Origin of the sequence: Actinoplanes sp. G11-F43, assembly GCF_050589265.1 — a bacterium.
Taxonomy (GTDB): Bacteria; Actinomycetota; Actinomycetes; order Mycobacteriales; family Micromonosporaceae; genus Actinoplanes.
In genome coordinates, this window is the sequence record NZ_JBNZCE010000024.1 from 151,946 (window position 1) to 164,662 (window position 12,717).

The 12,717-nt window shown below is 69.2% G+C and carries 10 protein-coding genes; 2 read left to right on the forward strand and 8 right to left on the reverse strand.

The window, feature by feature from the left end:
• On the reverse strand, window positions 1–1,440 hold the full coding sequence (locus tag ACQ0O7_RS27785; protein ID WP_430785902.1) for a DUF4407 domain-containing protein: 1,440 nt from the start codon (window positions 1,438–1,440) through the stop codon (window positions 1–3).
• A 230-nt stretch (window positions 1,441–1,670) separates the two neighbouring features.
• Between ACQ0O7_RS27785 and ACQ0O7_RS27790 the strand changes: the two genes are divergently transcribed.
• Window positions 1,671–2,537, forward strand: a complete 867-nt coding sequence (locus ACQ0O7_RS27790) for a helix-turn-helix domain-containing protein (protein WP_430785904.1) — start codon at window positions 1,671–1,673, stop codon at window positions 2,535–2,537.
• Here ACQ0O7_RS27790 and ACQ0O7_RS27795 read toward each other — a convergent pair.
• The 3 genes from ACQ0O7_RS27795 to ACQ0O7_RS27805 all read right to left on the reverse strand — a co-directional run bounded on the left by ACQ0O7_RS27795 (window position 2,534) and on the right by ACQ0O7_RS27805 (window position 3,825).
• Complete coding sequence (locus ACQ0O7_RS27795; RefSeq protein ID WP_430785906.1) at window positions 2,534–2,737, reverse strand: DUF397 domain-containing protein; 204 nt, start codon at window positions 2,735–2,737, stop codon at window positions 2,534–2,536. The two genes, ACQ0O7_RS27790 and ACQ0O7_RS27795, sit on opposite strands and share 4 nt — an antisense overlap.
• A gap of 63 nt (window positions 2,738–2,800) precedes the next feature.
• On the reverse strand, window positions 2,801–2,947 hold the full coding sequence (locus tag ACQ0O7_RS27800; protein WP_430785908.1) for a hypothetical protein: 147 nt from the start codon (window positions 2,945–2,947) through the stop codon (window positions 2,801–2,803).
• Between the two features lie 425 nt (window positions 2,948–3,372).
• Complete coding sequence (locus tag ACQ0O7_RS27805; RefSeq protein WP_430785910.1) at window positions 3,373–3,825, reverse strand: NUDIX domain-containing protein; 453 nt, start codon at window positions 3,823–3,825, stop codon at window positions 3,373–3,375.
• A gap of 23 nt (window positions 3,826–3,848) precedes the next feature.
• On the opposite strand from ACQ0O7_RS27805, the gene ACQ0O7_RS27810 reads away from it, so the two are divergent.
• The gene (locus ACQ0O7_RS27810; protein WP_430785912.1) at window positions 3,849–4,472 is read left to right on the forward strand and encodes an L-threonylcarbamoyladenylate synthase; all 624 of its coding nucleotides are present in this window, start codon (window positions 3,849–3,851) and stop codon (window positions 4,470–4,472) included.
• Window positions 4,473–4,493: 21 nt separating this feature from the next.
• Here the strand turns inward: ACQ0O7_RS27810 and ACQ0O7_RS27815 are convergent, their stop codons facing one another.
• The 4 genes from ACQ0O7_RS27815 to ACQ0O7_RS27830 all read right to left on the reverse strand — a co-directional run bounded on the left by ACQ0O7_RS27815 (window position 4,494) and on the right by ACQ0O7_RS27830 (window position 12,647).
• Window positions 4,494–5,789, reverse strand: a complete 1,296-nt coding sequence (locus tag ACQ0O7_RS27815) for an SGNH/GDSL hydrolase family protein (protein WP_430785914.1) — start codon at window positions 5,787–5,789, stop codon at window positions 4,494–4,496.
• A gap of 148 nt (window positions 5,790–5,937) precedes the next feature.
• Window positions 5,938–7,011 (reverse strand): lytic polysaccharide monooxygenase auxiliary activity family 9 protein, encoded by a 1,074-nt coding sequence (locus ACQ0O7_RS27820; protein WP_430785916.1) that lies wholly within the window; start codon window positions 7,009–7,011, stop codon window positions 5,938–5,940.
• Window positions 7,012–7,013: 2 nt separating this feature from the next.
• A complete protein-coding gene (locus ACQ0O7_RS27825; RefSeq protein WP_430785918.1) occupies window positions 7,014–9,932 on the reverse strand; it encodes a glycoside hydrolase family 48 protein in 2,919 nt (972 codons plus the stop codon).
• 72 nt (window positions 9,933–10,004) lie between these two features.
• On the reverse strand, window positions 10,005–12,647 hold the full coding sequence (locus ACQ0O7_RS27830; protein WP_430785920.1) for a cellulose binding domain-containing protein: 2,643 nt from the start codon (window positions 12,645–12,647) through the stop codon (window positions 10,005–10,007).
• Window positions 12,648–12,717: the final 70 nt, after the last annotated feature.

Here is a 12,717-nt window from a genome sequence, read left to right on the forward strand (position 1 = left end):
TCACTCCCGGAATCGCCAGCCACCACCGGCCCGGTCGGTGATCGACGCCGGGGTGGCCGCCGGGTTCTCGGCGTCCGGCCACTCGTCGTAGCCGCCGTCCGCCGGGCGCCGCTCCCGCTGCCCCGGCAGGATCGCCGACCACCAGCGCGCCGGGCGGGCCGGCGGCACCTGCTGCCCGCGCATCCGCCGGATCTCGTCCGACCGCCACCGGGCGATCCGCCGGTCCCGCAACTCCGCGTCCACCTCGGCCTGCCGCTCCGACCGGGCCGCGTACTCCTTCTCCCGCCGTTCCCGGTCCCGCTCCAGGTTCGCCTTGGCGATCTCCACGTCGGCGCGTTCCGCGGACGCCAGGATTTCGTCGTACGCCGACGGCCGTCCGATGTTGAGCAGGAACTTCGTCAGCACCGGCAGGATCTCGATCGCGGTGATGAACAGCAGCAGCGTCAGGTAGGCGGTCTTCAGCGTGGCATCACGGTCGGTGATCGTGCTGAGCGCCTCGATCTGCGCCAGCAGCCCCCGGTCGTTGCGGCTGTCGATCAGATAGCGGTCCTCCTCCTGGGCCTTCAGCGACTTGAGGCGGGCCAGCTCGGCCTGCTTGCCCGGCAGATCCGAGCGGGCGTCGGCCTGCTGCCCGCCGGCCGCCGCCTTGTCCCGGCCCAGGGCCGCGTTGCGGGCGGCGTCCAGCTTCTCCTTCGCCGTGTCCCGCTGCTTCCGCAGGTCCTGGGCGACCTTCAACTTCTGCCGGTACGTGGACCCGGCGCCCTGCTTCCCGGTGCCCCCGGAGCCGTCGAGTTCAGCGAACGCGAGCTTCTGGGCCTCCTGGTACTGCTGGTCCAGCCGGGTGAACTCGGCCTGGGCCGACGCCACCGCCGGATCACCGGCCAGATCACCGGCCGGCTGCGCCCCGGCGGCCACCCGCTGCAACTCGTCGACGTCCTTCTCCAACTGCGGGATCCCGGCGAACCGGGCGTCGTCGCGCAGCGTGGTCTGGAACGCGGCCCGCTCCGCCTGCTGGGTGAGCGTCAGCTGGGCCTGGATCTCACTCTGGAAGATCCACAGGACCAGCGGGGTGGACACCACCGCGCCGATCACCCCGGCCAGCAGCAGCCGGGGCACCAGCGTGGCCAGGTTCTCCCACCACCGGTCCCGGCGGGTGGCCGCGGCGATCAGCCAGCGGTCCAGGTTGGCGATCGCCAGCCCCCACAGCACCGCCACCGGAAGAGCCGCCCAGAGCGGTGCGCGCACCCCGTTGTAGAGCGCGAACCCGGCCGACACGGCCGCCATGCCGGAGGTGGTGAGCACCACCCCGCCGAGCCCGGAGAACTTGCGCCGTTCCCGGGGGCTGCGCGCCAGGGTGTCCGGGTCGGCCCCGGAGAGCCAGACGAGGAACCCGGCCCGCTCCCCGTCCGGCCGCCCCACCCCACGTCTCTTCCCGGCCACCGGCACCCTCCCCAACCCCTGGTCCGGCGAAAAGCATCCCCCGCCCAGGTCCCCCCGTCAGTCCCCCGATCCAGTGGCGTCCGATCGCCCGCGGTCTCGTGCGAATTACATTTGCCTAGCCCCGCTTCAGGGTGATCGGCCGATTTCCGGCCGGCCTCCGCCGGGACGTCCTGTCGTAGCATGAGGACGACACCTTTCCCGTTTCCATCCTTTCAGGGGATTCCGCGAAATTGGAGCCGAACGAAGATCCGGTTATTCAGGGCCGGCGCCTGCGCACCACCATCCGATCGCTGCGGGTGGGCGCGGGAATGACACAGCGGGAGATCGCGGACGCGCTCTACTGGTCGACATCGAAAGTGGTTCGCATCGAGAACGGCGACACCGGGATCTCGGTGAACGATCTCCGGGCGCTCCTGGATCTGTGCGGCGTACGGGACACCGACCGGGTCAACGAGCTGATCCAGCTCGCCCGGATGAGCCGGCGGCAGAATTTCATGCCTTTCCGGGAGATCCTGCCCCGCAACTTCCTGAACTATCTGCGACTGGAGTCATCGGCCCGCAGCATCCGTGATTTCGGGCCGACCGTCCTGCCCGGCCTGCTGCAGACCGAGGAATATGCGACGGCGATCATCGGCGCCTACCGGGGCCCGGAGAATTCCCCGGATGTGATCGCGCGACTGGTGCAGCTCCGGATGGAACGCCAGGAACTGATCGACCGGGGCGAGGACCGGCGCTTCCATTTCATCATCGACGAGTCGGTGCTCCGCCGTCTGGTCGGCGGATCGCGACAGCTGATGGAGAGGCAATTCGATCATCTGGTCGCGGTGGCCGGAAAGCCGAACGTGACGATCGGGGTGGTCCCGTTCTCGGCCGGCCAGTACAACGGCATGGGCGGGCCCTTCATCCATCTGGAGCTGTCCGGCCCGGGCGAGGACGACTCGATCTACCTGGAGACCGGCTACGGCGACCATCTGATCCGCGACACCCCGGACGAGACCCGCCATTACCTCGAGATCTTCCTCGACCTCGAGGTAATGGTCAGGGATTCCGCCTCTCTCGCCGAGCAGATCGAGAGGGCCCGTTCCGAGCTCCGCTAATCCGGGGCGCCCGCACTGACGACGTCGAGGAAGGCATCCCAGTCGGATCGCCCGAAGGAGAGCACGGTGCCGTCCGGGTTCTTGGAGTCCCGAACCATGACGCGGTCATTCACGTGAGCCACTTCGACACAGGCGGTGGCACCACTCCTGGTGCTCTTTCGCCACTGCGGGCCGAACGAATCGTTCGCGTTCGAGATCACAGATTCACATCCAAACTGTCTCGTCCGTGAACGGCCGGCCGAAACCGGCCGTCCACTACCAGGTCATTCGGGCCGTACGGTGAGGAATCGAACCGGGGTACCCCAGAGAACGGCAATTGCGCCGATCAGGGTGGCGACCTCGGCCGGACTGTATCCAGACCAGTGCGCGACCACCACCGACACCAACAGCAGAACTGTCAGCACCAGCACGGGACGCTCCTCTTCCGGAGGAAACGCCCCACAGTCGGTACCGGCCCGCGGAGAGCCAGCCACTTCAATGCCCCCTTACTCACTGCGATGGACGAGACGGACTGAGAGCCTTTGTTCCGGCGGGATGCAGCCCACCGGAGCCTCTCCACTTCAGAATGCTCGTCCACTCGACCATCCAACAACGGAACATAGTCCGCGACTACTCCACTAACTGGCAATTCACCCGGGGCACCGCAAGATCAGATAATCAGTCACAGTGAGTGGTGCAAGGCAGCATCTCGCAGGGTGATTGCTTGCAATGTGCCACCTGGCAGGGCGCATACTGGCCGACGGGTTCCCGATTTCGCAGACCTCCGCCTGTCTCTCGATGGACGAGCCGGAGAAGCCGTGGGCGCCGGATGCAGCCGGCGTCCACGGGCGGGCCCTCAGGCCCAGGTGCGCAGTTCGCGGGCCAGGGACGGCAGGGTGGGTGGGTCCAGGCGGTCGGGTAGTTCGGTGAGGCGGGACGGGTCGACCCAGCGCTGGGCGATCAGGTCGGTCTGCTCGTACGGCATCAGGTTGTCCCGGACCACCGGGGGCCGCGCGGTCGGCAGGAACGCCGCGAAGAACTGTTCCGGGCCGGTGAAACGGGTGCCCTTCCAGACGAAGTCGCGATCGACGTCGATGAACCGCTCGCCCACCAGGGACGGGTCCAGGCCGGTCTCCTCGGCCAGCTCGCGCCGGGCCGCCTGCCACGGCGTCTCGCCAGGGTCGATGCCGCCGCCGGGTGGCTCCCAGAGGCGTTCGTGGGACAGCGGGTCCGCCCAGTTCAACAGCAGGATCCATCCGTCTTTGTCGAAGCAGAGGATCCGGACTGCCGGTCGGTGAACGGAGGTCATGATCGAAGCCTAAGCTGTCGAAAGTGGCCAAGTACTTCGACGTGCATCCCGACAATCCGCAGCCGCGCAGCATTCATCAGGTCGTCGATCTGATCCGTTCCGACGGGCTGATCGCGTATCCGACGGACTCCTGTTTCGCGCTGGGCTGCCGGATGGGCAGCAAGGACGCGCTGGACCGGATCCGGGCGATCCGGCATCTGGACGACCGGCACCATTTCACCCTGATGTGTCATGACTTCGCGCAGCTGGGCCAGTTCGTGACGATCAACAACGCGTTGTTCCGGGCGGTCAAGGCGTCCACTCCGGGGCCGTACACGTTCATCCTGCCGGCGACCAAGGAGGTGCCGCGGCGGCTGCTGCACCCCAGGAAGAAGACCGTGGGGGTACGCATCACCAGTCACACCACGGCCCAGGCGATCCTGGCCGAGCTGGGTGAGCCGCTGGTCTCGTCGACGCTGCTGCTGCCGGGTGAGGAGGAGCCGATGACGCAGGGCTGGGAGATCAAGGAGGCGCTGGATCACTCGATCGACGCGGTGATCGACTCCGGGGAGTGCGGCACCGAGCCGACGACGGTGATCGACCTGTCCGGCGGCGCCCCGGAGGTCCTGCGGGTGGGCGCCGGCGACCCGGATCGTTTCGGGGTCTGAGAGATTTCGGGGTCTGAGAGATCAGAGGAACAGCTCCAGCGGTACGGCCGTCGCCAGCGCTGCCGTCCCCAGGTCGTTGGGGTGCAGGCCGTCGCCCGAGTCGTACCGCTTCAGCATGCGTTCCGGGAAGCGCGGGTCTCGCAGTGCCGCGTCGAAGTCGATGACCGCGTCGTACTCGCCGCCGTTGCGGATCCAGTCGTTGAGGGTGCGTCGTTTGGCCAGGTTGGTCGGGTTGTTGTAGCGGGCTTTGGCGGCACCGAACGGCAGCAGGGTGCCCCCGATCACGATCAGCCCGGCGGACCGGGCGCGCAGGATCAGCTCCCGGTGCCCGGCGACCAGCTGGGCGGGGGTGACGGCGGGGTTGTTGGCCAGGTCGTTGACGCCGATCAGGGTGATCACATACCGCACCCCGGGTTGCCCGGCCACGTCCCGTTCGAAGCGGCGCACCGCGGCCGGCCCGATGTACGCCCGGCGGGCCGCCTTGCCGGTGGGGTCCTCGTAGCCGTGGAGCAGCCGGTTGCCGCTGAGCCCGACGTTGAGCAGCCCGCGCGGCACCCGGTCGACGCGGAACCGGGCGGCGAGCAGGTCGGGCCACCGGTGGTTGGCGTTGTCGGTGGTGTTGGTGCCGCAGGTGATCGAGTCGCCGAGGGTGACGATCGAGGCGGCGGTGCGCACGGTACGGACGCTGAGCCCGGTGATCCACAGGTAGCGGACCAGGCGTTTGCCGGCGCCGGGCCCGTCCAGGGCGGTGGCGTCGCCGGGGACGATCAGGTTGGACTGCTTGGACCGGGGGCTGATGGTGCCGGCCACCGTCGGTTCCGGCAGGTAGAGGCTGATCACCAGGTCGGCGCCGGGCTGGACGATCATCGGGACGGTGTCGCTGACGACGGTGCGGCCGGGCGGGACGACCACTTCGCCCGCGCCGTCGAAGGTGATCGGGAGGGTGCTGCCGGGGACGCTGTCGCAGGATTCGCCGATGCCCGCGCGGACGGCGATGCTGGCGGCGCCGATCCGGACCGGTTCGGCCCCGTATTCGTTCGACAGGGTGAGGCGGGGCAGGTCACCGCCGACGCTGGTGTGCACGACCTGCCGGATGGTCTGGTCGGCTAGCGTCCGTGTCTTACCGTTGGGGACCGCTGTCGGGGCGGCCGCCCAGGTGCCGACGCGGGCGGGCGTGTGTGAGAGGGTTTCGCGCTGGCCGGCCTCGCCGGGGGTGCCCATCACGACTGTCGCGCCGGCGCCGCCCAGCAGCAGGCCACGGCGGGTGACCGCCCGGTGGAACCCCCGCCAACGGGACGGCCCGGGGGTGTCGCCCACACCACCCGAAGATCCGATAAGAGAGCTTTTCTTCTTTATGCGGGCAATGTACAAATGGCTCCGCGGGCGCGTCAAGCCGACCTCCGACGTCCGGCGCCCCCGGCAGGGCGATGTCGGTCACACTGCCGGGGGAACCGTCAAGGGAGCGTCAGCCCGTGGTGCACGTCAGGTTCTGCACCTGTGGTGCCGTCGTGCCGGAGGCCAGGAACCCGAAGGTGACGTGACCGTTGGCCGGCACCGTCGCGTTCCAGTTCTCGTTGCTCACCGACACCAGTGATCCACTGCTGGTGCCCTTGGCGCTCCACACCTGGGCGAGCGTCTGGTTGCCCGGCCAGGTCCAGCCGATCTTCCAGCCGTTCACCGGGGTGGAACCGGCGTGCACCATCACCTCACCCTGGAAGCCACCGGTCCAGGAGGAGGCGATGCTGTACATGGCCGTACAGCCGCCGGGGTTGGGGTTGGGGGTGGAAGTGCTGGGGGACGGGCTCGGCGGGTTGCTGGGCGACGGGCTGGTGCCGCCGCCGATGCCGGTGACCTCGCCGTTGCCGCCGTCGAAGACCACGTCCGAGCAGCCGTAGAAGGTCTCCTGGCTGTCCGAGCGCGCCCACACCGAGTAGATCAGGTGCTTGCCGGTCTTGCCCGCCGGCAGCCGGCCGTTCCAGTAGTAGTGGCCGGCGTCGGTGCCCGGGCCGCCGTTGTCCGGCGGGTTGGTCACCTGGTCGAACGGGGTCGGCTCCAGGTCACTCCAGGCCAGCGGCTTGCTCGGGTCGTAGCCGTCCTTGGTGATGTAGAGGTAGAAGGTGCCCGGGTGCTTGGCCCAGTTGTTGTACTTGAACTGGACGCTCGCCCCGGCGGTCAGGTGGGTGACCGGCCAGTCGTTGCGGGCCAGGTTGAACCCGGAGAAGTTGTACGGCCCCCCGGTCCCGCCGCTGCACAGCTGCCCGTCGGGAATGAAGCCGTTGACCCGGCCGGCGCCGTCCGAGCGGAGCACGGCGAACCAGTTGTAGAGCGAGTTGACCCCGCTCTGAGCGACGGCGGCGGCGCAGGCGGCGTTCTTCGGCTCGATCGCGCCGGTCTGCGGGTTGCGGCCGTCCTGGTAGCAGAACCAGGTGCGGCTGCCGGGCACCTGGATGGCGCCGTGTGCCTGGGCTCCGGCCGGAAGGGCCAGGATCCCGGCCGCGGCGGCGAACAGGGCCACCGCGGCCATCCGAAGGAATCTCATCATCACCCCTGGGGGAACAGCCGGGCGTATTCGGCGTAGCCGGTTGCTACGTCGACCTGGGCCCAGAACCGGTGGTAGTTGAAGGTCGGCGCGGGGCCGCCCTTCAGGTAGGCGTCGAGCTTCGGGAAGTCCGGGTCGTTGCGGTAGAAGCTGCGGATGTCCAGGAACGAGACGCCCGGCTTGATCACGTCGCCGTTGGGCATCTCACCGGTCCAGCCCGGCGGGATGTAGATGCCCTGGCCGGTGGAGGCGTTGTAGACGTCGTCCATCCGGTTGTAGTCGGCGCGGGTCTCGGTGCTGGACACGCCCTTGCTGTCCTTGAACGCCCAGATCGCGTCGAGCAGCCCCTTGGCCGCCGTCTTGGCCTGCGCGTTGCCGGACTTGGCGGCGTAGAAGGTGAGCAGCTTGGCGTACGAGCCGGCCACCCCCAGGTCCTGGCTGTGGTTGAGGACGGTCACGTGCAGGTTGGTGTTGGCGGCCGGGTTGGCCGGGTTCCAGGTGGCCGGAGCGCCGGACCATTGCAGGTCGGACGGGATGGCGAAGGTGTTGGCGCCGATCGTGGTGTTGGCGAGAGCCCACGGCACCCACTTGTCGAGCACCGCCTTGGCCTTGGCGTTGCCGGTCACGTAGTACAGCTCGGCGAGCCGTTCCAGCGACCAGGTCTGCATGCCGAACCAGCGGTTGGACGGCGGGTCCTCGTAGACCGGGGCCTCGACGTACGACAGTCCGTAGAACTGCGGCACGTTGCTGGGCCGGGCCGAGTAGTTGCCGTTCCAGCTGTTGGTGGCGCCACCGGCGATGGCCCCCTCGGACGACTGGAGCCACTGGTAGAACTCCAGCTGCCGGTCGAGGCTGGCCTGCCAGTCGGCCTTGGCGGTCGGCGACTTCGGGTTGAAGGCGGCGACGTTGGACAGGATGTACGCGGCCATCGGGTTCTGGTAGCCGAAGTGGCTCACGCTGGAGCCGATCCGCCAGGCCCAGCCGGCGCTGGTGTCGTAGGCCCCGCCCCAGGCGTAGTACCAGGACATCAGGTTGTTGGAGGCGTTCTTGCCGGTGCCGGCCGGGCACGAGGTGGATCCGCATCCGGGCTGCTTGAAGTACTTGTCGTAGAACGAGTAGCGCAGGTAGTCGCCCATCTTCGCGGCGTTCGCCACGGCCGAGGCGATCTGCGACTGCTTGCCCTGCTCGGTGGCCCACTGCAGGGCCCAGTAGGCGACCTGCACGACCCGGGCGTCGGCGTCCGGGGCGTTGGTGTACTTCCACTGCTTGGCGTACGACGCGTCCTTGGTGAACAGGTCCAGGAAGCCGTTCGGTCCGCCGTGCGCGAACGTGTCGCAGGAGGGCTGCGGCACGGTCTCGAAGGTCGACTCCTGCGGGCCGCGCTGGAACGTGTTGATGTACGCGACACGGGTGGTGCCGTCACCGCAGCGGCCGAAGCCGTACACGTTGTCGACGTCCAGCAGCCAGTGCATGCCGTAGATGTCGTCGGTGCCGTACGCCGACTTCAGTTCCGCGGCGAGCGGGTCGGTGCCGACGCTGACCGTGGAGTCCAGCTGCGACGGGTACTGCGACGGCAGCGGGTATTCGGCCGCGTACGTCGCCGGCTTCTGGGGGTTGTAGTTGGCGTTGGTCGGCTGGTCGGCGTGCGACGGGATGATGTACTTCTCCATCGTCGCCCAGGCCCCGTTGAACGCCGTCCAGTTGCCGGAGATCCGGGCCTGCGACGCCTCCAGCCACAGCCAGTAGCTGAACGCCTCGCTGGTGGTCTCGTGACCGTGGTCGGGCGCCTCGTCGATCAGCGTCTCGATCGAGTGGTACGGCACGCCCTCCGGGCTGAAGTAGCCGTTGGCCGGGTTCTTCAGGTCGTTGTAGAGCTGGGTGAACCGGGCGTCCACCGAACCCTGGTCGACCACCGTGACGCCGAGCTGGGCGGCGGTGTAGCCGCTGCTGGTGGCGGAGATGGTGGCGGTCGCCCCGATCGCCGCGGACGCCGCGGCGGCGACCGTGACGGACTGGCCGGTGCTCCAGTTCGACGGGGTGAAGGTGAGGCTGGCCGGGGTCGCGGTGACCGCTGTGGATCCGGCGCTGCGGGCCACCGCCACCGTCACGTTGGCGGCCGGGGCCTTGCTCAGCGACACCTTGAACGCGCCGCTGGCCCCGGGCGAGATGGCCAGTGAGGTGGCGTCGGCGACGATCGACGGGGTGGTCGACGCGTCCACGAAGACCGGCACGTCGGCGGTGCTGCTGCGGGTGCCGGCGTTGTCGAACGCGACCGCCTGCACGCGGTAGGCGGCGCTCTGCGCCGGAACACCGTTCCAGCTGTACGTGTAGGGCGCGGTGGTGTCCGAGCCGAGCAGCAGCCCGTCGTGGTAGAACTCGACCCGGCTGATCGTCTGGCCGCTGGCCGCGGTGGCGGTGGCCGCGATCGGGATGGTGGCCGGGGCGGTGTACCTGGTGTTGGCGGCCGGGCTGGTGATCGCCACGGTCGGCGCGTTGGCCGCCTGGTTGCAGGCGGTGCCGTTCAGGGTGAACGCGGTCGGCACCGGGTTGGCCGTGGTGAACGTGCCGTTGAAGCCGGTGCCGATGGTGGCGTTGGTGCCCAGCGAGCCGTTCCAGGCGGCGTTGTCGACGGTGACCCGGGTGCCGGACTGGCTGTAGACGCCGCTCCAGCCCTGGGTCGCCTTCTGGTTGGCGTCCGGGAAGTCGAACTGCAGCTTCCAGGTGCTGAGCGGGTCGCCGGTGTTCTTGATCTGGATGTCGCCGGTGAAGCCGCCGGTCCACTGGCTCTGCACCTTGTAGACCACGGTGCAGCCGGCCGCGGCATAGGCCGGTGCGCCGGCGGTCAGGGCCGCGCCGGCGCCGAGAACGGCGACGCCGGTGACGGCCAGCCCGCGTCGCAGGCGCTGTCTGAGTTGGTTCACGGGGGATGTTCCTCTCCGCCGGGGTTCGTTCCGGTGGCGCCCGGTGGGACTCCGGGCGCCGCCGGGCCCGGCCTACGGGGTGGTGGAACAGGTGATCGGGGACGGAACGGGGTTGGTGGTGCCGGTGGTGCCGCCGAGGAATCCGAAGGTGGTGGAGGCCCCGGACGTGAGGGTGCCGTTGTATCCGGCGTTGACGACGCTGACGGCCGCGCCGCTCTGGGTGGCGGTGCCGCCCCAGCTCTGGGTGACGGTCTGCCCGGCGGTCCAGGTCCAGCCGACCTTCCAGGCGTTCGTCGTGGCGGTTCCGTTGTTCTTGACGGTGACCTCGCCCTGGAAGCCGCCCGTCCAACTGCCGGTCAGCTTGTACGTGGCCGAACAGCCGCTGTTTCCGGACGGGGAGGTCGACGGAGAAGGGGAGGGTGAGACAGAGGTCGAGGGGGACACCGACGTCGACGGGGTCGGGGAGGCCGGGCCGCCGTTGCGGTCGGCGTAGAGGATGCCGCGGCCGTTGGTGCCCAGGTAGACCCGTCCGTAGATGCGCGGGTCACCGGCCAGGGCGTCACCGGCGTTGCCGTACCGGTGCCTGTCGTCGTTGATCCGCACCCAGTGGGCGCCGCTGTTGTCCGACCGGTAGACGCCGTCCACGCCGTCGACCGTGCCGACCAGGAAGACCGCCGGGTTGGTGGCTCCCGGCGCGGCCTTGCCGAACGCCACGTTGACGCCCTCGGAGACACCGCCGCCGACGGTGCTGAACGTCTGCCCGGCGTTGGTGGAGCGCAGCAGCCCGGTCTCGCCGGCCAGCCACACCTCACCGCTCGACCCGGGGACGGCCTTGAAGTTGACCCGGCCCTCGGTGGGCATCGCGGCGGCCGAGGCGGTGAACGTGGCCCCGCCGTCGGTGCTGGTGTAGAACTTGCCGGCGGCGTACCCGTAGAAGGTCTTCGGGTTGACCCGGTCGCTCTCCACCTCGGCCCCGGCCGGGATGCCGGCCGACGCGCTCCACGTGCTGCCCCGGGTGGCCGAGTAGTGCACGCCGGTGCCGGCCGGGGACCAGACCACCGCGTTGGCGTCGGCGCCGACCGCGACGGTGCCGCCGCCGGTCACCCCGGACGGCTGCTGTCCCTGGTACCACGTCTTGCCGCCGTCGTTGGAGACCCCGATGTGCGGGGCCGCCTCGGCGTTGCCGACCCGGACGAAGAACGACGGGCTGAGTTCGGCGAAGTCCAGGCCGGTGTTGCTGCCCAGGGCCGGGGTGTCGTGGAAGTTCGGCTGCACGGTGTCCAGATCGGCGTGGTGGAAGCCGCCGACGTCGTAGAGCGCGCTGACCAGTGGCGCCCCGGTGGGCGGGCTGGCCAGGTCCTGGACCGCGGTCTCCTCGATGCCCTTGGCGAACGGCTTGACGGTGAACGTGGTGTTGGCATCCCAGTTGGTCAGCTGGGTGGTGCCGTAGAGGGTCGCGCCGGTGCCGTACAGCAGCCGGTCGGAGTCGAACGGGTCGATGGCCAGGGACTCGTTCATCCAGCCGAGCTTGGGGCTCTCCTCGGGCGCCTGGGCGGTGCTGTTGAAGTCCAGCCACGGGTTCGCCGAGATGTCCATGGTGTAACGCTTGGTGCGGTTCGGGTAGCCGTTCCAGTCCCAGGCGCGGGTCCAGGTGGCGCCGTAGTCGGTGGAGCGGAAGAAGATCGCGTCCGGCCACCAGGAGATCTGGGTGGCCACCATCAGGGTGCCCGGCTTCTTGGCGTCCACGGTCAGGCCGGAGTAGCCGTAGTACCGGTCGGCGACCGGGGTGGGCGAGATGTCGGTCCAGACCCCGGTGGTGGTGTCCAGGCGGGCCACCTGGCCGGCCGCGCCGTCGTACGGGCCGCCGGTGTCACTGGTCGCGATGAACAGGTACCTGCCCTGGATCACGCCCTTGTGCGCGAGATATCCGGTGGGCTGGCCGGCGACCCGCTCCCAGGTGGCCCCGGAGTCGAGCGAGCGGTAGACCGGGTTCTCCTTGTCGGCCACCCCGACATATACAGCGGGTGACGCCGGATCGAAGGTGACCCATGTCAACCCTTGGTTCTGGTTCAGATAGCCGTTCGGGTCGGCCGGATCGGCGACGTAGTTACCGGCGTTAGGGAAGTTGGTCACTTTTCCCCACGTGACGCCGTGGTCGACGCTGCGCCAGAGCCCGTTTCCGCCCTCGGCGGCGAAATAGACCTTCCGGTTGTCCCGGGGGTCGACGGCGAGCCGCTCCCCCATGCCGCGACCGGGCATGTTGCCGCCCACCTTGAACGGCAGAGCCGTCCGTGACCAGGTGTTTCCCTTGTCGGTGGAGCGCAGGATCGCGCCGTTGTTCGGGTCCCAGGAGTTGGTGTACATGCCGACCGCGGCGTAGACCCGCCCGGTGTCGACCGGGTCGGCGGCGATGCTCAGCACACCGTTGTGACCCCAATCGTCCTGCCCGACCCAGTCCAGCAGCGGGGTCCAGCTCTGCGCCGCCTGGCTCCAGCGGTAGGCGCCGCCGATGTCGGTGCGGGCATAGATGAGGTCCTTCTCGCCCGGGTTGAAGACGATGCCGGGAATGAAACCACCGCCGTCGATGCGGACGTTCTTCCAGGTGTAGGGCTCGGCGGGGGCGGCGGTGGCGACGTTCGGGCCGGAGGCGACGGCGACCGCGGTGGCGGCGGTCATGAGGGCGGCGACCAGCGCGCCGCCGGTGGACCTTCGCATGGGCGATGACCCTTTCATTGACACACATGAGTGGGAGCGCTCCCAAGAGCGTCTGCCGATGTCATGTTCA

Bases quoted from the DNA above. Each gene is read 5' to 3' on its own strand.
- ACQ0O7_RS27805 (WP_430785910.1), bottom strand. From the start codon at position 3,825: ATGACCTCCGTTCACCGACCGGCAGTCCGGATCCTCTGCTTCGACAAA.
- ACQ0O7_RS27820 (WP_430785916.1), bottom strand. From the start codon at position 7,011: ATGAGATTCCTTCGGATGGCCGCGGTGGCCCTGTTCGCCGCCGCGGCC.
- ACQ0O7_RS27830 (WP_430785920.1), bottom strand. From the start codon at position 12,647: ATGCGAAGGTCCACCGGCGGCGCGCTGGTCGCCGCCCTCATGACCGCC.